Origin of the sequence: Intestinimonas massiliensis (ex Afouda et al. 2020) (genome assembly GCF_900626285.1) — a bacterium.
GTDB lineage: Bacteria > Bacillota > Clostridia > Oscillospirales > Oscillospiraceae > Flavonifractor > Flavonifractor massiliensis_A.
The window spans coordinates 2,267,498-2,285,912 of record NZ_LR131147.1; the positions used below are offsets into that span (position 1 = coordinate 2,267,498).

The 18,415-nt window shown below is 63.6% G+C and carries 18 protein-coding genes; 10 read left to right on the forward strand and 8 right to left on the reverse strand.

The features are described 5' to 3' along the window. Nucleotides 1–39: 39 nt before the first annotated feature. The 6 genes from E0E41_RS11335 to E0E41_RS11360 all read right to left on the reverse strand — a co-directional run bounded on the left by E0E41_RS11335 (nt 40) and on the right by E0E41_RS11360 (nt 5,873). Nucleotides 40–612, reverse strand: coding sequence for a hypothetical protein (locus tag E0E41_RS11335; protein WP_130870001.1), 573 nt, complete (start codon nt 610–612; stop codon nt 40–42). Then, nucleotides 609–1,496 carry a ParB/RepB/Spo0J family partition protein gene (locus tag E0E41_RS11340; protein ID WP_130870002.1) on the reverse strand — a complete coding sequence of 296 codons (888 nt, stop codon included), beginning with the start codon at nt 1,494–1,496 and terminating at the stop codon, nt 609–611. Before E0E41_RS11340 ends, E0E41_RS11335 begins: the two co-directional genes overlap by 4 nt. Before the next feature lies 1 nt (nt 1,497). Further along, a complete protein-coding gene (locus tag E0E41_RS11345) occupies nt 1,498–2,283 on the reverse strand; it encodes a ParA family protein (RefSeq protein WP_130870003.1) in 786 nt (261 codons plus the stop codon). A gap of 153 nt (nt 2,284–2,436) precedes the next feature. Beyond that, a complete protein-coding gene (locus E0E41_RS11350; RefSeq protein WP_130870004.1) occupies nt 2,437–3,237 on the reverse strand; it encodes a ParB/RepB/Spo0J family partition protein in 801 nt (266 codons plus the stop codon). A gap of 111 nt (nt 3,238–3,348) precedes the next feature. Continuing rightward, entirely contained in the window at nt 3,349–4,206 is an 858-nt protein-coding gene (locus E0E41_RS11355; protein ID WP_130870005.1) for a YitT family protein, read from the reverse strand. Between the two features lie 14 nt (nt 4,207–4,220). Further along, a complete protein-coding gene (locus tag E0E41_RS11360; RefSeq protein WP_130870006.1) occupies nt 4,221–5,873 on the reverse strand; it encodes an S-layer homology domain-containing protein in 1,653 nt (550 codons plus the stop codon). A gap of 244 nt (nt 5,874–6,117) precedes the next feature. Between E0E41_RS11360 and E0E41_RS11365 the strand changes: the two genes are divergently transcribed. The 6 genes from E0E41_RS11365 (at nt 6,118) to E0E41_RS11390 (ending at nt 13,333) form a co-directional block, all read left to right on the forward strand. After that, a complete protein-coding gene (locus E0E41_RS11365) occupies nt 6,118–6,693 on the forward strand; it encodes a xanthine phosphoribosyltransferase (protein WP_130870007.1) in 576 nt (191 codons plus the stop codon). A 190-nt stretch (nt 6,694–6,883) separates the two neighbouring features. Continuing rightward, nucleotides 6,884–8,110, forward strand: a complete 1,227-nt coding sequence (locus tag E0E41_RS11370) for a BMP family ABC transporter substrate-binding protein (protein WP_130870008.1) — start codon at nt 6,884–6,886, stop codon at nt 8,108–8,110. A 100-nt stretch (nt 8,111–8,210) separates the two neighbouring features. After that, on the forward strand, nt 8,211–9,434 hold the full coding sequence (locus E0E41_RS11375; RefSeq protein ID WP_130870009.1) for a BMP family ABC transporter substrate-binding protein: 1,224 nt from the start codon (nt 8,211–8,213) through the stop codon (nt 9,432–9,434). 232 nt (nt 9,435–9,666) lie between these two features. Continuing rightward, nucleotides 9,667–11,241: an ABC transporter ATP-binding protein gene (locus E0E41_RS11380; protein WP_130870010.1), complete on the forward strand. Its 1,575-nt coding sequence runs from the start codon at nt 9,667–9,669 to the stop codon at nt 11,239–11,241. Next, a complete protein-coding gene (locus E0E41_RS11385; RefSeq protein WP_130870011.1) occupies nt 11,241–12,353 on the forward strand; it encodes an ABC transporter permease in 1,113 nt (370 codons plus the stop codon). Before E0E41_RS11380 ends, E0E41_RS11385 begins: the two co-directional genes overlap by 1 nt. Continuing rightward, on the forward strand, nt 12,350–13,333 hold the full coding sequence (locus E0E41_RS11390) for an ABC transporter permease (protein ID WP_130870012.1): 984 nt from the start codon (nt 12,350–12,352) through the stop codon (nt 13,331–13,333). Before E0E41_RS11385 ends, E0E41_RS11390 begins: the two co-directional genes overlap by 4 nt. A 42-nt stretch (nt 13,334–13,375) precedes the next feature. Here the strand turns inward: E0E41_RS11390 and E0E41_RS11395 are convergent, their stop codons facing one another. Together E0E41_RS11395 and E0E41_RS11400 are read right to left on the reverse strand one after the other, a co-directional pair. Then, on the reverse strand, nt 13,376–14,620 hold the full coding sequence (locus E0E41_RS11395) for an MBL fold metallo-hydrolase (RefSeq protein ID WP_165450540.1): 1,245 nt from the start codon (nt 14,618–14,620) through the stop codon (nt 13,376–13,378). A gap of 390 nt (nt 14,621–15,010) precedes the next feature. Next, nucleotides 15,011–15,457, reverse strand: a complete 447-nt coding sequence (locus E0E41_RS11400) for a nucleoside deaminase (RefSeq protein ID WP_278045185.1) — start codon at nt 15,455–15,457, stop codon at nt 15,011–15,013. Nucleotides 15,458–15,568: 111 nt separating this feature from the next. Here E0E41_RS11400 and E0E41_RS11405 point away from each other — a divergent pair, with 111 nt between their 5' ends. Genes E0E41_RS11405 through E0E41_RS11420 form a run of 4 tightly spaced genes read left to right on the forward strand, consistent with a single transcriptional unit; the run spans nt 15,569 to nt 18,382 of the window. Next, the gene (locus E0E41_RS11405; protein ID WP_130870014.1) at nt 15,569–16,129 is read left to right on the forward strand and encodes a manganese efflux pump MntP; all 561 of its coding nucleotides are present in this window, start codon (nt 15,569–15,571) and stop codon (nt 16,127–16,129) included. A gap of 2 nt (nt 16,130–16,131) precedes the next feature. Further along, the gene (gene yqeC / locus E0E41_RS11410; RefSeq protein ID WP_130870015.1) at nt 16,132–16,848 is read left to right on the forward strand and encodes a selenium cofactor biosynthesis protein YqeC; all 717 of its coding nucleotides are present in this window, start codon (nt 16,132–16,134) and stop codon (nt 16,846–16,848) included. After that, nucleotides 16,836–17,639, forward strand: coding sequence for a selenium-dependent molybdenum cofactor biosynthesis protein YqeB (gene yqeB / locus E0E41_RS11415; RefSeq protein WP_130870016.1), 804 nt, complete (start codon nt 16,836–16,838; stop codon nt 17,637–17,639). Before yqeC ends, yqeB begins: the two co-directional genes overlap by 13 nt. After that, a complete protein-coding gene (locus E0E41_RS11420) occupies nt 17,627–18,382 on the forward strand; it encodes an XdhC family protein (RefSeq protein ID WP_130870017.1) in 756 nt (251 codons plus the stop codon). The genes yqeB and E0E41_RS11420 overlap by 13 nt, the downstream gene beginning before the upstream one ends. Nucleotides 18,383–18,415 lie beyond the last annotated feature (33 nt).

Consider the following 18,415-nt stretch of genomic DNA (forward strand, 5'->3'; position numbering starts at 1 on the left):
CGTGAAACAGAAAAGACACAGGAAATAGCGTTGTTATGTTCAGCCCAGCCAGGACACCAGCTGCTGCCAGGCCTCCAGGGGGTTGTAGATCTCCAGGTCAGCGGGATCGGCGTACTGCTCGTTGTACAGAGCCAGCTTCTCCTCAGTGACATAGGTGTTGTCGGCGGTCAGCTCCTGGTGGGCCAGGAAGTCCCGGGCGTCGCTGTACCGGCCCTGGTTGTACAGGCCCCGCAGGGTGTTCAGATCGGACAGGGCCTGAAGGACGGCCTGCAGATCCTCCTGCTCCTGCTGGGACAGGGCGCTCTGTTCCTCCACCTGGGCGGTGAGCTGTTCATTCTCTTCCTGCAGCTCCTCCACCTGGGCTTTCAGTTCATCGTTCTCCTTCAGCTTGTTCTCCAGGGATTCCACCGCGGAGTTGGAGGTCTCCTGCAGGTTGTTCATGGCCTCCTGATTGGCCCGGTGCTGCATCATGAAGGACATGAGCAGCAGCACGAAGGCGGCGGCAAAGAGAATCATCAGGTAGAACAGCACCGGATTGCGCTTGGTGGGCTTTTCATGCTCGGCGGCATGCTGGAGGCTGTCCTCCGGTTTGTGTTCCTTGGGCGTGCTCAAAGCGTCTGACCTCCCTTCCCGGGAAGCTGCTCCAGCAGCTCCAGCAGGGCGTTGAGATCGTCGGGGTCGTAGTACTCCAACTCGATCTTGCCCTTTTTCTTGCCGTTGACGATATGGACCTTCCGGCCAAACCGGGTGGCCAGGGATTTTTCCGCTTCCTTATAATAAATAGATAAGTCGGGGCCGGCGGAAGCAGGGGAGGGGACCTCCTTTTCTCCGGCAGACAGCCGCTTGGCCAGGGCTTCGGTCTGGCGGACGCTGAGGCCGTCCTCCACCATCTTCTTGGCCAGCTGCATCTGCAGCCCTCCGTTGGGGATGGACAGGATGGCCCGGGCGTGTCCGGCGGACAGCTTGCCCTCCTCCAGCAGCTGACACACCGGATCGGGAAGAGCCAGCAGCCGCAGGGCGTTGGCCACGGCGGGACGGGACTTGCCCACCCGCTGGGCCACCTCCTCCTGGGTGAGGCCATACTCCTCCACCAGAACCTTATATCCGTTGGCCTCTTCAATGGGGTTCAGGTCCTCCCGCTGGAGGTTTTCGATGAGGCCCAGCTCCATGACCTTCCGGTCGTCGGCCTCAATGATGACAGCGGGCACCTCGGTGAGGCCGGCCAGCTTGGCGGCCCGCCACCGCCGCTCTCCTGCGATGATCTGATAGTAGCCGGAGGACAGCCGCCGCACCGTCAGCGGCTGGATGATGCCGTGGGTGCGGATGGAATCCGCCAGGTCCTGGAGGGCCTCCTCCTCAAAGCGTTTCCGGGGCTGTTTCAGGCCCGGCTCCACCTGGGAGATGGGCAGGGAGAGGGAGCCCCCCTCCTGGGACTGGAGGGCGGCGTCCCCCAGCAGAGCGCCCAGGCCCCGGCCCAGGCCGCGTTCGACAGCCATGTCATTCGCTCCTTTCCATGCGTGTCACGGCGTATTGATTGTGCTCCAGCACCTCGGCAGCCAGGGCGGCGTAGGCCTCGGCGCCCCTGGACAGGGGGTCATAGGCGGACACCGGCTTACCGTAGCTGGGTGCTTCGGACAGGCGGACGTTCCGGGGAATCACCGTGGCGTATACCTGACCGGGGAAGTGGCGCTTGACCTCCTCCGCCACCTGCATGGACAGGTTGGTGCGCCCGTCATACATGGTGAGCACCACGCCCTCCAGGGCAATGGACGGATTGAGGGAGCGCTTGACAATGCGGATGGTGGACAGCAGATCGCTGAGCCCCTCCAGGGCGTAGTACTCGCACTGTACCGGCACCAGCACCGTGTCGGCGGCGCACAGGGCGTTGAGGGTGAGCAGCTCCAGGGAGGGGGGACAGTCAATGAGGATGTAGTCGTAGTCGGAACGGACCAGAGACAGGGCGTCCTTCAGCCGGTACTCCCGCCGGTCCATCCCGATCATCTCCACGGTGGCCCCGGTGAGGGCCTTGTTGGAGGGGATCACGTCGGCATAGGGGGTGGAGACGATGGCCTTGGCGGTCTCTGAGCCGTTGAGCAGGACGTCATATACATTGGGGGCGATGGTCTTGTCCACCCCCAGGCCGGAGGTGGTGTTGGCCTGGGGATCGAAGTCGCACACCAGCACCCGCTGTTCCAGCTTTTTCAAGGCGGCGGCCAGGTTTACACAGGTGGTAGTCTTTCCCACGCCGCCCTTTTGATTCACGATTGCGATGGTCTTTGCCATAGGACACCTGCCTTTTTCTTCAATCACCAGCGTACCCACCTATTATATCTTCTCTTTCCCGCTAATTCAACCGAAAAAACATACAAGAACCTTGTTTCACGTGAAACGCCGCAGACAGAGCCAAGCCCCGCCTGCGGCGTTTCACGTGAAACATTATCCCTTTGGTATGGTGATGGTCAGCAGGATGGAATCCTCGGTCTCCTTCCGCTGGCAGTTGGCGTTGACCCCGGCGTTTTTCATCAGGGACAGCCCCCGGGTCACGGTGTTGAGGAACAGCCGCACATCCTTGATGACAAAGGTGGGCTTTTTCCGGGGCTTGTCCGCCTGGCGCAGCAGATCCTCCACATACTGCTCGGTGCGGGCCACCGTCAGCCCCTGCTGGGCCACATACCGGGCGGCCTCCAGCTGGGCCTGGGGGGTCGCCAGCCGCAGCAGGGCACGGGCGTGGCGCTCGGTGCAGCCGTGCTCCCGCAGCAGAGCCAGAGCCTCCGGGGGCAGCTTCAGCAGCCGCAGCTTGTTGGCCACCGCCGACTGGGATTTGCCGATCCGGCGGGCGGCCTCCTCCTGGGACAGGTGGTAGGTCTCAATCAGCCGGGCCAAAGCGGAGGCCTCCTCCACAAAGTCCAGGTCCCGGCGCTGGAGGTTTTCCACCAGAGCCAGCAGGGAGGACTCCTTGCTGTCCACGCTGACCACGATGCAGGGCACCTCGGTCAGCCCCGCCATCCGGGCGGCCCGCAGCCGCCGCTCCCCGGAGATCAGCTCATAGCCCTGGGTGCTCCGTCGGACCGACAGAGGCTGGAGCACCCCGTGCTCCTTAATGCTGGCGGCCAGCTCCTCCAGCCCTTCCCGGGAAAAGTGGCGGCGGGGCTGGTCCGGGTTTGGGGCGATCACGGCCACCGGTAAGTACAGCACCTTGTTGCTCTCAAACAGCCCCTTGCGGCGTAATAACGGCATAAAAAGCCCTCCTTCATGGCAAAACGGTAGGTTGATAACCATATATTACCATATTTTGCCGCGAAGGAGGGGGAAGTCCGTCGATTGGGAAATATTTTCCAGGGAAACCTGCTACGCCCGCAGGAAGCCCTTGCCGAAGATCTCGCTGGAGTTGGCCACGATGAGGAAGGCGTGGGGGTCCATGGCCTTCAGCTCGCGGCGGAGGACCACCGCCTGGCCCCGGGAGAGGACGGTGAGTACCACGTGGTGGACCTCATGGGTGTAGGCCCCCTGGGCCTGCCACACGGTGGCGCCCCGCTCCAGGTTGTGGGTGACATAGTCGCAGATGGCCTCCGGATTGGAGGTGATGATGAAGAAGGCCTTCCGGCGGTTGAAGGACTCGATGGCGGAATCCACCAGCACAGACTTGAGGGCCAGGCCCAGCAGGGAGCACAGGCCCGCCCGCACATCGAAGATCACCAGGGCGGCGGCGGCGATGGCCACATCGGACACCAGCAGGGCCCGTCCCACGTCCATACCGGAATACTTCTTCAGGATCATGGCGGCAATATCGGTGCCGCCGGAGGAGGCCCCGATGTTGAACAGAATGGCGGAGCCGATGGCGGGCAGGATGACGGCAAAGAGCAGCTCCAGCATCAGCTGGTCGGTGAGAGGGCCGTCCAGGGGGCAGACCCAGGAGAACAGCTGCACCAGACCGGCATAGAGGATGGAGCAGTACACCGTCCGGAAGCCGAAGCCCTTGTCCAGCAGCAGGAAACCCAGCACCAGAAACAGCAGGTTGATGATGGAGTTGAAGGTGGAGGGGGAGAGCTGAGGGAACAGCTTGCCCAGCAGCACCGCCAGGCCGGATACGCCGCCCATGGAGAAGTTGTTGGGGAATTTGAAAAAGTACACACCTACTGACACCAGAGCGGTGCCCAGGCTCATCAGCAGGAAATCACGAGCCAGTTCTTTCGGGGTGAGCTTCATGGCCCTTTGCCTCCTCAGCGGGTGCTCTCAACGGCACTCCACACATTATAGCCCGACGAAGCGGGGATATTGCCGATCCGCCACAGAGACACTCCGGTGATGCCGAACATCCGGGCCAGCTGGAGCTTGTCCAGCACGCTCTGTTCGTTCTCGTACCACACCTTGTACAGACTGCCGTCCTCGGTGGTGTACAGGGCGTAGGGGTTGCGGTATTTGTCGGAATAGGTCACCACCGTGTCCGGCTGGTTCAGCCGGGCGGTGAGGGTGGACAGGGCCGGATGGTAGATGGTGGTCTCCAGCAGGCGGCCGTCCGCATCCACGTGGAATCCTGCGGTGCCGAAGGAGATGGCCAGGGCCACCTTGCTCACGTCCTGCACCCCGGTGTCCTTGTCGGTGATGTCCCGCAGGGCCTCATACACGCTGGCGAAGGGGGTGACGGGGGAGTTGGTGTTGGCGGTGCCCACATAGGAGCCGGGCACGGAAGTCCACTGATAGTCGTGAGCCATCAGGATCACCTTGTCGCACACCTCACCCAGGCCCCGGTAGTCAAAGCCGGTGTACCAGGTATCCGGCTGGACGCAGACGTACAGGCTCTTGCTGGCGGGCAGGGCGTCCCGCAGTTCCTCCATAAAGGTAACATAATTCTTTTTTATGGTATCTCCCTTCAACGCCTCAAAGTCGATGGTCAGGCCGCTGTAGTCGGCGGAGGCCGCCACCAGGGCGGAGATGGCCTGGGACCGGGCCTGAGCCGAGCCGGTGACTGCCGCCACGGTGGAGGTGGCGGTGCCGTCGGCCAGGGTGATGCTGTCGGCGGCGGAGGCGTAGACGTTCAGGTTGTAGGGCACCTGATTGCTCTCAAAGTAAGAGGTAGCGGGGGTCACGTCGTTGGGCTTGATCCACTCGTTTCCATTGGCGGAGGTGGAGTTGAGGGTGGGGCCGTCCGCGCCGTACTCCATCCTTGCCCAGCCTACGCTGACGGCGTCCATATCGGCGGTCAGGTTGATCTGGGAGTAGGAGGAGAAGGCGTAGAAGCCGTGGAGCCATTCCGTCTTGGAGGTGTACCGCTCATATACCCGCACCAGCATGGCGGCCGCCTCCTCCCGGGTGGCGGAGTGGGTGGGCAGGAACTTCAGAGAGCCGTTGGGGCCGGCCACCCCGTTGATCATGCCGATGTCGTAGGCGATGGCAATGTAGCCCTGATTGCGGCTCACGTCGTCAAAGGGGAGGGAGAGGGAGGACAGGTCCTGGGCCAGGGTGTCGTACCCCAGGGCCCGCACCAGCATGATGGCCATCTCCTCCCGGCTGATGTAGTCCTCCGGCCGGAAGGCGCCCGAGGGGTCCATCACGTCGTGGGCCCGGGCGGTCTCCACGGCGGAGTAATACCAGGCGGAGGAGGGACAGTCGATGTACGAGGGGCTGGCGGGGGACACCATGTCCCAGCCGAACATGCGGCACAGCACCGTGACGAACTGGCTGCGGGTGATCTCATCCCCGATGCCGAAGGTGCCGTCGGGATAGCCCTGGATCAGGCCGTAGTCCGCAGCCTGCTCCACCACCTCCTGGGCCCAGTGACCCTGGGCGTCGGAAAAGGCGGCACGGGCGGAAAGGGGGGCGGCGGATACCACCAGCAGGGCGGCCAGCGCCCCGGTGCAGATTCGTTTGAGCATAGATAAAGACCTCCTTTATCAAAAGGAACAGGAAATACACCTGCATTGTACCAAATTCCCAGCCAAAGTACAAATGGAAAAGCGTCTCCCTTTTTGTGGAAAATGAGACGGCAAGCCGGATTCTTTCCACAAAATTTCTAAAAACGGATGACGAATCAAAGGTTTTTTGATAGAATATAGTCGTTGCAGGAGCCTTACCCATTGGGATACAATAGAAGTAAATTTTCTTGAAGGAGAAGAAGATATGAAGCAGCTGGAGGATCGTATTCGCGCTGACGGTAAGATCCGCGAGGGCGGCGTACTGAAGGTGGACAGCTTTCTGAACCATCAGATGGATGTCAAACTGTTTCAGGATATGGGCAGGGAGTTTCTGCGCTTGTTTGGGGACTGCGGAGTGACCAAGATTTTGACCATCGAGGCATCGGGGATCGGGATCGCGTGTGTTGCTGCGCAGTTTTTTGATTGCCCGGTGATCTTTGCCAAGAAGAACAAGACCAAGAACATCGCCGGCGACGTATACACCTCCAAGGTGGAATCCTTCACCCACGGCAAGGTATATGACATCATCGTGTCCAAGGAATTCCTTCATCCCGAGGACCGGGTGCTTATTATTGACGACTTCCTGGCCAACGGCAGCGCCCTCCAGGGCCTGATCAAGCTGGTGCGGGACGCGGGCGCCACCCTGGTGGGCGCCGGCATCGCCGTGGAGAAGGCCTTCCAGCCCGGCGGCGACCTGATCCGGGGCATGGGGGTAAGAGTGGAATCTCTTGCAAGAGTAAAGAGTATGAGTGTAGAGGGCGGCGTGGAGTTCTGCGACTGAGCTCCATCCGCAAGTTGACAAAGCGAGACCGGCTGCCGCAGACGGAGCGCAATGCTCCGTGATGAGCGGATGATGAAGGCAAATGCGCCCTATGGCGCCCGTCTGGGAGCGGGGGAAACCCTGTGAAAGGCAGCCGTTTGGAATAGAGGGACCTTACTGTAACATCAACATGATACAAGGAGGAACTGAAATGAAGAAAAGACTGCTTGCAATGCTCCTGGCGGGCGCCATGATTTTTGGCCTGGCTGCCTGCGGCAGCACCGAGGAGACCGCTGAGAGCCCCGCCGGTGAGAACACTCCCGCCGGCACCCAGGAGACCGGCGAGGCCAAGACCGTCAAGGTGGGCATGATCTGCATCGGCGACGAGAACGACCAGGGCTACACCTACAACTTCATCCGCGGCATGGAGGATGCCAAGGCCAAGCTGTCCGAGATGGGCATCGAGACCGGCGAATGGGTGGTCAAGTACAATGTGGGCGAGGATTCCACCTGTGAGGACGCCAACATTGAGCTGGCCGACGCCGGCTGCGACATTATTTTCAACACCTCTTACGGCTTTGAGGACTACATGCTGAAGGTAGCTCCCGACTACCCCAACATCCAGTTCGTGGGCTGCACCAACCAGCAGTCCGCCGTGGATGACCTGGACAACACCCACAACGCCTTTGCCAACATCTACGAGGGCCGCTACCTGGCCGGCGTGGTGGGCGGCATGAAGCTGCAGCAGATGATCGACGAGGGCACCATCACCGCGGACCAGGCCGTCATCGGCTACGTGGGCGCTTACCCCTACGCCGAGGTGATCTCCGGCTTTACCGCCTTCTACCTGGGCGCCAAGAGCGTGTGCCCCAGCGCCACCATGAAGGTCAAGTACGTCAACTCCTGGTCCGACGCCACTGAGGAGGCCAACGCCGCCAAGGCTCTGTGCGACGAGGGCTGCGTGCTCATCTCCCAGCACTCCGACAACACCACCCCCGCCACCGCTGCCCAGGAGGCCGGTGCGTTCCACTGCGGCTACAACAACGACATGACCGGCGTGGCTCCCGACGCCTCCCTGATCTCCACCCGCATTGACTGGTCCGTGTACATGACCTACGCCATCTCCGCTCTGGCCAACGGCGAGAACTTCGATCAGGACTGGACCGACAACATGGCCGACGGCGCTGTGGTGCTCACCCAGCTGAACGAGGCCATTGCCGCCCCCGGCACCCAGGAGGCCATTGATAAGGCCGAGGCCGACCTGGCCGGCGGCATGCACGTCTTTGCCGGCCCCCTGTCCGGCCACGACCACTGGGATACCACCAAGACCTGGAGCATCGGCGAGGGCGAGTACTTCGCCGAGTCCGACCTGAGCCAGGATGGCGGCCTGTCCGCCCCTCAGTTCGCCTGGATCATCGACGGCATTACTGAGGAATAAATCATCACCCCAAGCAATCACCCCAAGCACACCGGGAGGAGGGCCTGCGGCTCTCCTCCCGCTCCCTGCGTATAGAGAAAGTGAGAAAGAGGAGATTCCAATGAACAAGAAGCTGCTGAGCCTGCTGCTGGCGGGCGCCATGACCCTGAGCCTGGCCGCCTGCGGCAGCAGCGGAGACACCACCGAGAGCCCCGCCGCCGGCGAGACCACCCCCGCCCAGACCGAGAGCGGCGCCCCCGAGGGCACCACCGTCAAGGTGGGTCTGATCTGCAACGGCGACGAGAACGACCAGGGCTACACCTACAACTTCATCCAGTCCAAAGACAAGGCCACTGAGGCCCTGGCCGCCGAGGGCATCACTGTGGAGTGGGTCACCAAGTTCAACATCGGTGAGGACTCCACCGCCGAGGATGCCAATATCGAGCTGGCCGACGCCGGCTGCCAGCTGATCATCAACAACTCCTACGGCCTGGAGGACTACATGCTGAAGGTGGCCCCCGACTACCCCAATGTGCAGTTTGTCTCCTGCACCAACCAGCAGTCTGCCGTGGATGACCTGGACAACACCCACAACGCCTTTGCCAAGCTGCACCAGGGCAGCTATGTCTGCGGCGTGGCCGCCGGCATGAAGCTGAATCAGCTCATCCAGGAGGGCACCCTCACCGAGGACAACGCCTATGTGGGCTATGTCTCCTCCTTCCCCTATCCCGAGCCCCTGTCCATGCTGACCTCCTTCTACCTGGGCGCCAAGAGCGTGTGCCCCACCGTAGGCGTGAAGGTCAAGTACATCAACTCCTGGGGCAACCTGACCGAGGAGGCCAACGCCGCCCAGGCCCTGTGCGATGAGGGCTGCAAGGTCATCACCAACTACACCGACGGCTCCGCCGCCGCCACCACCGCCCAGTCCAACGGCGCCTACTATGTGGGCTACACCGCCGACGTCACCTCCGTGGCCCCCGAGGCTGCCATCATCTCCACCCGGGTGGACTGGTCCATCTACATGGAGTACGCCATCCGCTGCATTGCCAACGGCGAGGAGATTGCCCAGGACTGGTCTGACGACATGGCCTCCGGCGCCGTGGTCATGACCACCCTGAACGAGGCTGTGGCCGCTCCCGGCACCGCCGACGCCATCGCCAAGGCCGAGGACGACCTGGCGGGCGGCATGTACGTCTTCACCGGCCCCCTGACCGGCACCAACACCTTCGACGGCAGCGCGTGGAGCCTGGCCGAGGGCGAGCACTACGTGGAGTCCGACGTAGCCAGCGGCGGCCTGTCCGCGCCCCAGTTCTGCTGGGTCATCGACGGCATTACCGTGGAGTAATTCCCGGCGCCTGCCTGTGGGTAAAGATGCCCGTCCGGAAGGACGGGCATTTTGCCTTGGGCGGGCCCCGCCCCGTTTTTCCCGGGAAAGGGGGGAGGGCCTGCCGGAACCGGCGGCTTTTTTCAGTATTTCTCCGGGGCCGATTTACGCGGCAGAAAAAGTTTGATATAATCCAAACCAGAGAGTGTGCAGAAGGTACGCGCGCAGCGCGCGCAGAGAAAGGATGAGTGGCTTGGAACAGGTAAGCGCCATTCGGCTCCAGGGCATCACCAAGCGGTTCGGGCCGGTCGTGGCCAACGACAGCATCGACCTGGAGGTGGAGCGGGGTCAGATCCTCTCCCTGCTGGGGGAGAACGGCAGCGGCAAGACCACGCTGATGAACATGATCTCCGGCATTTATTTCCCCGACGCCGGACAGATCTGGGTGGGCGGAAAGAAGGTCACCATCCGCTCCCCCAAGGACGCCTTTGACCTGGGCATCGGCATGATCCACCAGCACTTCAAGCTGGTGGACGTGTTCACCGCTGCGGAGAACATCGTGCTGGGCCTGGACGAAAAGGGCAAGTTCGACAAGAAGGCGGTGGCCGCCAAGGTGCGGGAGATCAGCGCGCGCTACGGCTTCGACATCGACCCGGACAAGAAGATCTACGACATGTCGGTGTCGGAGAAGCAGACGGTGGAGATCGTCAAGGTGCTCTACCGGGGCGCCGACATCCTGATTCTGGATGAGCCCACCGCCGTGCTTACCCCTCAGGAGACCGACAAGCTGTTTGCCGTGCTGCGCAACATGAAGGCCGACGGCAAGGCCATCGTCATCATCACCCACAAGCTCCACGAGGTGATGGAGATCTCCGACAAGGTGGCGGTGCTCCGCAAGGGCAAGTACATCGGCACCGTCAACACCGCCGACACCAACCCCCAGAAGCTTACCGAGATGATGGTGGGCCGGGCGGTGAGCCTGAACATCGACCGCCCCGAGGCCAAGTACAAGGACCTGCGGCTGGAAGTGAAAGGCCTGACCTGCCGCAACCCCGAGGGGGTCAAGACCCTGGACGACGTGGGGTTCCAGGCCTTCGGCGGGGAGATCCTGGGCATCGCCGGCATCGCCGGCTCCGGCCAGAAGGAGCTGCTGGAATCCATCGCCGGACTCCAGCACACCGAGGGGGGCAGCGTGCTCTACTATCCCCCCCATCCCAAGAGTGAGATCGCCGGCCAGCATGTGCCGGTGGACCGGAACGGGGAGGAGCTGCTGGGCAAGACCCCCAGCCAGATCCAGAAGATCGGGGTCAACCTGGCCTTCGTCCCCGAGGACCGGCTGGGCATGGGCCTGGTGGGCAGCATGGACATGGTGGACAATATGATGCTCAAGACCTACAAGAGCCACCGGGGCCCCATGGTGGACCGGAAGCCCCCCAAGGCGCTGGCCCAGCGGCTGATCCAGGAGCTGGAGATCGTCACCCCCGGGGTATCCACCCCGGTGCGCCGCCTGTCCGGCGGCAACGTGCAGAAGGTGCTGGTGGGCCGGGAGATCGACTCCAACCCCACCGTGCTCATGACCGCCTACCCCGTCCGGGGCCTGGACATCAACTCCTCCTACACCATCTATCACCTGCTCAACCAGCAGAAGATGAAGGGTGTGGCCGTAGTGCTGGTGGGTGAGGACCTGGACGTGCTGCTGGAGCTGTGCGACCGGATCCTGGTGCTGTGCGGCGGCAAGGTGTCCGGCGTGGTGGACGCCCGTACCGCCACCAAGGAAGAAGTCGGCCTCTACATGACCCACGTAGGCGGCGGAAAGGAGAAGGCGTGATGCATACATCGGAACATAAAACGCCCCTGGTCCGGCTGGCCAAGCGGGAGCATATGAATCCCGGGGCCCAGTGGGCCATCCGCATCGCCGCCATCCTGCTGGCTCTGGTGGTGGGCGGCCTGGTGATCTGGATCTCGGGCAGCAACCCCATCGCCGGCTACAAGACCATCGTGGTGGGCTCCCTGGGCAAGACCAGCGCCTTCCGGCAGACGGTGAAGAACTTCATCCCCCTGCTGGGCACCGCCCTGGCCATTGCCCCCTGCTTCAAGATGCGCTTCTGGAACATCGGCGCCGAGGGTCAGATCACCGCCGGCGCCATGTGCGCCACCTACTTCGCCCTGTACTGGGCGGATAAGCTGCCCCAGGTGCCCCTGCTCATCGTCATGTTCGTGGCAGGCGCCATCGGCGGCGGCATCTGGGCCCTGATCCCCGCCTTCTTCAAGGCCAGGTGGGGCACCAACGAGACCCTGTTCACTCTGATGATGAACTACATCGTCATCGGCTTCGTCAAATACCTCCAGGGCGGCCCCTGGGAGAAGATGCCCCGGGGCAGCCAGCAGATCGCCCAGTTCGACTCCAACGCCTGCCTGCCCAAGGTGGGCGGCGTGTACTGCGGCTGGATCATCGTGCTCATCCTGGTGGGCGTCATGTTCTGGTACATGAAGTACACCAAGCAGGGCTATGAGATCGCCGTGGTGGGCGAGAGCGAGAACACCGCCCGGTACGCCGGCATGAACGTGCCCTTCATCATCATGCGCACCATGTTCCTGTCCGGCGCCATCTCCGGCGTGGTGGGCTTCATGCTGGCCTCCGGCGCCAACAACACCCTGTACGACGGGGTGGCCGCCGGTGTGGGCTTTACCGCCATCACCGTGGCCTGGCTGGCCCAGCTCAATCCCTTCGCCATGGTGGGCATCTCCGCCATCCTGGCCATCCTGGAGAAGGGCGCCGACAGCCTCCAGACCGAGATGCAGGTGCCCGCCTCCATTTCCGACATCATTACCGGCGTGCTGCTCTTCTTCATGCTGGGCTGTGAATTCTTCATCAACTACCGCCTGATCTTTGCCGGCAGCGGCAAGAAGCAGGACAACAAAAAGGAGGTGGGGGCATGAGCTGGCTGATCGCACTGATCACCGCCGCCGTCGTCACCGGCGCGCCCCTGCTGTTCGGTACCGCCGGTGAGATCCTGTCCGAGAAGTCGGGCAACCTGAACCTGGGCGTGGAAGGCATGATGTTCATGGGCGGCGCCATCGGCCTGGGCGCGGCGTTCTACTATGAGAAGGCCGTGGGCACGGCGGTGTCCGGCCCCCTGGCGGTGGTGCTGGCCATCCTGGCCTCCTTCGCCGCCGGCGCGGTGGGCGCCCTCATCTACTCCTTCCTCACCATCACCCTCCGGGCCAACCAGAACGTCACCGGCCTGGCCCTGGCCATCTTCGGCACCGGCGTGGGCCAGTACGTCGGCGAGCTCATGCGGGTGAAGGAGGGCGGCTTCGTGGCCGTCAGCAACGAGCTGAAGGGCTACTTTCAGAATTCCCCCTTCCCCCAGGCCCTCCGGGATATCCCGGTGGTGGGGGAGCTGATCTTCGACTACAACATCTTTGTCTACCTGGGCGTGATCATGGCCGTCATTATGGGCCTCTACCTCAACCGCACCCGGTCCGGCCTCTACCTGCGGGCGGTGGGTGAATCCCCCGCCACAGCGGACGCCGCCGGCATCAACGTGGGCCGGTACAAGTACCTGGCCACCGTCATCGGCGGCGGCCTCTCCGCCGTGGGCGGCATGGTGTACATTATGACCACCGCCGGCTGCGTGTGGAACCACGAGGGCCTGTCCGGCGAGGGCTGGCTGGCCGTGGCGCTGGTTATCTTCTGCCTGTGGAGCCCCTACCACGCCCTGTGGGGTTCGGTGCTCTTCGGCGGCCTGATGATCCTCTACCTCCGCCTGGTGCTCCCGTTTTTCCCCACCCAGCTCTACAAGATCCTGCCCTATGTGGTCACCGTCATCGTGCTGATCCTGACCTCCATGCGCAACAACCGCGAGAAGCAGCCGCCTGCAAGCCTCGGTTTGGCCTACTTCAGAGAAGAGCGGTAACAGAAAAAATCCGGCGGACGGCATTTGCCGTCCGCCGGATTTTTATAGTGGAATCACCTGCTGCCGGTCGGTGATGGGGACGCAGGCGGGGTGACAGTGCCCCTCCTCCCGGAAATATCTGCAGTATTTCCGGGGGTCCCGGTGGGCGTCGGTGCACAGGAAGGTGCAGCCGGCAGGGGCCAGATCCTCCAGCACCTCCTTGCCCACCGCCCGGCGGCTGTAGCCGCCGTTGGAGATGATGTACCGCTCCGCCGGGGGCAGGGCGGGGGAGAAGTACCGCCTGGTGCCGTGGTGGGGCAGCTTGACCAGTTGGTAGCGGGGCTGGAACCGCCCCTTCTCCTTCAGGAAGGAGATCACCGCCGGGGGCGCGTCTCCGGGGAAGAGCACCTTGTCCTTCCACTGAAAGATGATGCCACAGGCGTTGACCCCGTTCACCAGCACATGGTACTGCTGCCTGGCAAAATCGGCCAGAGGCTGGAGATCTTCAGGGTAGGGGGGCCGGAGGCCGTCTGTCTCGTCCCCCCACAGGTCCAGCCGCAGCCGGTCGGCCTGGCGCAGGGCCGCCTCCAGGGTATCCAGGGCGTCCAGACGCCCCGCCTCGGCCAGAGGGCCGTCGTGGAGGAGAAGCAGGTAGCGCTCCAGCGCCCCGGTCAGCCGGGGGCCGTCCTCCAGCAGCCGTCCGTTCCCGCCCTGATCCGCCAGGGCAAGGAAGGCGGCCTCCATAGCCCTGTCTGCCTCTTCAAAGCTCTTTCCGCCGCATACCGGCAGGCTCTTCAGGGCGGGCTCCACCTGGGGCCACAGCACCTCCAGCTTTTTCCCCTCCAGGGGAATCACGTCTCCGGCCTGGAGCATCTGCCGGTAGGCCGCCTCCCGCTCCAGGATGGGCAGCAGGTCCATCAGGCCCCGGGCCAGCTCGTGGGCCAGGGTGCGGGGCGGTGCGGTGAGGTACAGCCGGGCGTAAGCGGCGGCCAGTACCGCCCTTCCCCCCAGGATGGTCCAGGGCAGGTAGGCGGTATCCACCGGCGGCGCGGTACAGAACATGGGCGGGGCGTCCTTCCCCAGATTGAGGAAGCCCCGGTAGTGGTCGGTGTGGAGGTGGGAGATCAGGATATGGGTGGGCATCAGGTCGTTGATCTGAGCGGCGATGGCGGCGTAGGCAAAGTCCCGGGCGGTCAGGCTGCCGTCAGCGGCCTGATTGTCGCTGCCGCAGTCCACAATGAGCCGGGCCCGGCGCCCCTCCAGCACCGCGCAGTCGCCGCACCGCATCCGCTTGATCTGCAATTTCAAGGGTATCCCTCCCTCCGTTATCACCAGCATAACACAGGCGGAAAAAAACGGCAAGGGCCGGACGCCTGCTCCTGACGTCCGGCCCTCACCGAAGGAAAGAGGATACAATGAAATGAAAAGAAACTGTCTCTTGCAGTTCTTAAGATACAGGAGAATTGTTAAGGAAGAAACGGAAAATCTGTTACAGAAGTTTTAAATCCCCGACTTTTTCTGTAAACTTCCTGTAAGGTTGAAAAAACCTCCCAGAACGTGGAAACAGGCAGCGGTGCGCTCCGCTGCCTGCTTCTATGATTGGAGGATAGAATGAAAAGAAGCTTTGTCTCTTGCAGGTATTATGGTAACAAGGGTTTGTTACAAAAGCTAGGTGGGTTTTGTTACAAAACCATTAAATCACCGCAGCCCCTCAAAAAAATCCTGGAGGATCTTGGCGCATTCCCTCTCCAGCACGCCGCCGTAGATCCGGGGCTTGTGGTTGAACCGCTCCTCAAACAGATTGAGCACCGACCCGCAGCAGCCCGCCTTGTCGTCCTTGGCCCCGTAACACACCACCGGGATGCGGGCGTTGACGATGGCCCCGGCGCACATGGGGCAGGGCTCCAGGGTGACGTACAGGGTGCAGTCCTTCAGCCGCCAGCCCCCCAGCGTCTCACAGGCCATGGCGATGGCCTCGATCTCCGCGTGGCCCAGGGCGGTATGGCGGGTCTCCCGCCGGTTGCGGCCCCGGCCCACCACAACGCCGTCCTTCACGATGACGCAGCCCACCGGCACCTCGCCCTCGGCCATGGCCGCCCGGGCCAGCTCCAGGGCCTGGGCCATATAGGTCTCCCGCTCCGTCACGGCGCTCCCTCCTCCTGCATCTGATCTATCTTGTTATAGCATATTTGGGGCCGGTGTGCTATAATCTTTTTTTAAGTATGGCTTACTTTTCGTTTGCGCAGGTGATAGTTTGTGATTGAAATTTTCCTCATCGCGGTGAGCCTGGCTCTGGACGCCTTTGCCGTGTCGGTATCCAGCGGCATCGCCATCCCCGGCTTCGGCTGGAAGCAGGCGGTGAAAATGGGGATCTGGTTCGGCGCCTTCCAGTTCGCCATGCCCCTGGCGGGCTGGCTGCTGGGCAGCAGCGTCAGCCAATACATAGAGGCGGTGGACCACTGGGTGGCCTTCGGCCTGCTGGCCCTCATCGGCGGCCGCATGGCCTGGGGCGCCGTCCGGGGCGGCGGCGAGGAGGAGGAAGCCCCCGCCGACCTGTCCGCCAGGCGGCTGTGCCTGCTGGCCATCGCCACCAGCATCGACGCCCTGGCGGTGGGGGTGTCCATGGCCTTTATGAAGGTGGACGTCCTGTTTTCTTCCCTCATCATCGGCATCGTGGCCTTTGTCCTGTCGGTGGTGGGGGGCCTGGCCGGCCGGCGGCTGGGCAGCCTGTTTCAGAAGCGGGCGGAGCTGGTGGGCGGCCTGGTGCTCATCGGCATCGGCATCAAGATTTTGGTGGAGCACACCCTGGGGGGCTGACCATGGGTATCTGGGAGCGGCTGAAGCTGAATATGGATGCCCACCGGCTGGTGGCCCTGGTGGGGGCGGGAGGCAAGACCTCCACCCTCTATGCCCTGGCCAGGGAGGGGGTCCAGGCGGGCAAGCGGGTGGTGGTGACCACCACCACCCACATCATGCCCCACCCCGATCTCCCCCTCACCGACTGCATGGAGGAGCTGCCCGCCCTGCTGGAGCGGTATCCGGCGGTGACCCTGGGCAGGTTCCTCCGGCCGGACAAGCTGTCTGAGGCCGGGCGGCCGGAGGCATGTCTCCGCTGGGCGGATCTGGTGCTGGTGGAGGCGGACGGGGCCCGGCTGCGGCCCTTGAAGGCTCCGGCGGACCACGAGCCGGTGATCCCCCATGGGGCCTCGGCGGTGATCGCCGCAGCGGGGCTGGACTGCCTGGGCAAGTCCATCGGGGAGATCTGCCACCGGCCCGAGCGGGTGGCCGCTTTGCTGGGGGTGGGGGAGGACCACATGCTCACCCCCGCCGACGTGGCGGCGGTGCTGTCCAGCCCTCTGGGGAGCCGGAAGGGCGTGACGGAAGATATGGCCTTCCGCTGCCTGCTGAACAAGGCGGACACCCCGGAGCGGGAAGCCTGGGGAAAGGAAATTCAGGACATTCTGGCCCGGCAGGGCATTTACAGTATCGTGACCCACTATACAGAAAAGGAGCGGGGCGGAGCATGCTTGTTTTGATCAAAGGAGCGGGAGACCTGGCCACCGGCACGGCGGTACGGCTGCACCGGGCGGGGTTTCCCATCGTCATGACCGATATCGACCAGCCCACGGCGGTGCGGCGGACGGTGGCCTTCTGCCAGTGCATGTACGACGGCGTGACCGAGGTGGAGGGCATCACCGCCCGGCGGGCGGCCAATGTGGAAGAGGTCCGGGCCATCCTGGCGGCGGGGGAGATCCCGGTGCTGGCCGACCCGGAGGCCCAGATTCTGAAAGAGCTGCACTTTGATGCGGTGGTGGATGGGATTCTGGCCAAGAAAAACCTGGGGACGCGCATCACCGACGCCCCCATCGTGCTGGCCCTGGGTCCCGGCTTTACCGCCGGGGCGGACTGCCACGGGGTGGTGGAGACCAAGCGGGGCCACGACCTGGGGCGGCTGCTCCTGGAGGGTTCCGCCATTCCCAACACCGGCGTGCCCGGGAACATAGGAGGCTATACAACAGAGCGGATCATCCGCGCCCCCGACGACGGACCCTTTGAGCCGGTGGCGGCCATCGGCCAGAAGGTGGAGCTGGGAGAAGTGGTGGCCCGTGTCAACGGGATTCCCGTCACCGCCCAGCTCACCGGCATTGTCCGGGGGATGCTCCCCGCCGGGATCCCGGTGACAAAAGGCATGAAGTCGGGGGATATCGACCCCCGGTGTGAGGTCCACAACTGCTTCACCGTCTCCGACAAGGCCCGTGCCATCGGCGGCGGGGTGCTGGAAGGACTGCTGTACTTCGGAAGGAGGGCCGGCCTGTGGAACGACTGATCCTGTGCGGCGGGGGCCACGTGTCTTTGGAGCTGGCCCACATCGCCGCCCGGCTGGAATTTGAGCTGATCGTCATCGACGACCGGGCGGAGTTTGCCAACGGGGAACGGTTTCCCATGGCCAGCCAGGTGCTGTGTCTGCCCTTCCTGGAGGCCCTGGACCAGCTGGGCAGCCGGGAGGACGACTACTACGCCATCCTCACCCGGGGCCACGCCTTCGACAAGGAGTGCCTGGAGCATGTGCTCCGGGGGAAATACGCCTATGTGGGCATGATCGGCAGCAAGACCAAGGTGGCCGCCGTGCGGAAGGCCCTGGAGGAAGAGGGCTTTTCCCGGGAAACCCTGGACGGGGTGTATGCCCCAATCGGCCTGAAGATCGGGGGCCAGACCCCGGCGGAGATCGCCGTGTCCATCGCCGCCCAGCTGGTGGAGCAGCGGGCCAGGCGGGGCCCCGAGGCGGTCAGACCGCCTGAGGGGCCGGGAGTGCTGTGCACCATCGTGGAGAAGCACGGTTCCGCTCCCCGCGGCGTGGGCACCTGGATGCTGGTGCGGCCCGACGGCACCTGCGCCGGCACCATCGGCGGCGGCGCGGTGGAGTACCAGGCCAGGCAGGACGCCCTGTCCCTGTGGCAGGCGGGGGTGGCTGAAAGCACCCGGGAGTACGACCTGTCCCACGCCGCGGCGGAACTGGGCATGGTGTGCGGCGGCCGTGTGAAGGTGGAATTCAGGCTGCGGAAACAATAAGTCGGAGGGCCGCCGGGCGTATGCCCGGCGGCC

What these genes read in the sequence shown, in the direction of transcription:
- E0E41_RS11340 (WP_130870002.1), bottom strand. Translation starts at nt 1,496, where the DNA reads ATGGCTGTCGAACGCGGCCTGGGCCGGGGCCTGGGCGCTCTGCTGGGG.
- E0E41_RS11345 (WP_130870003.1), bottom strand. Translation starts at nt 2,283, where the DNA reads ATGGCAAAGACCATCGCAATCGTGAATCAAAAGGGCGGCGTGGGAAAG.
- E0E41_RS11350 (WP_130870004.1), bottom strand. Translation starts at nt 3,237, where the DNA reads ATGCCGTTATTACGCCGCAAGGGGCTGTTTGAGAGCAACAAGGTGCTG.
- E0E41_RS11355 (WP_130870005.1), bottom strand. Translation starts at nt 4,206, where the DNA reads ATGAAGCTCACCCCGAAAGAACTGGCTCGTGATTTCCTGCTGATGAGC.
- E0E41_RS11360 (WP_130870006.1), bottom strand. Translation starts at nt 5,873, where the DNA reads ATGCTCAAACGAATCTGCACCGGGGCGCTGGCCGCCCTGCTGGTGGTA.
- E0E41_RS11365 (WP_130870007.1), top strand. Translation starts at nt 6,118, where the DNA reads ATGAAGCAGCTGGAGGATCGTATTCGCGCTGACGGTAAGATCCGCGAG.
- E0E41_RS11370 (WP_130870008.1), top strand. Translation starts at nt 6,884, where the DNA reads ATGAAGAAAAGACTGCTTGCAATGCTCCTGGCGGGCGCCATGATTTTT.
- E0E41_RS11375 (WP_130870009.1), top strand. Translation starts at nt 8,211, where the DNA reads ATGAACAAGAAGCTGCTGAGCCTGCTGCTGGCGGGCGCCATGACCCTG.
- E0E41_RS11385 (WP_130870011.1), top strand. Translation starts at nt 11,241, where the DNA reads ATGCATACATCGGAACATAAAACGCCCCTGGTCCGGCTGGCCAAGCGG.
- E0E41_RS11390 (WP_130870012.1), top strand. Translation starts at nt 12,350, where the DNA reads ATGAGCTGGCTGATCGCACTGATCACCGCCGCCGTCGTCACCGGCGCG.
- yqeC (WP_130870015.1), top strand. Translation starts at nt 16,132, where the DNA reads ATGGGTATCTGGGAGCGGCTGAAGCTGAATATGGATGCCCACCGGCTG.
- yqeB (WP_130870016.1), top strand. Translation starts at nt 16,836, where the DNA reads ATGCTTGTTTTGATCAAAGGAGCGGGAGACCTGGCCACCGGCACGGCG.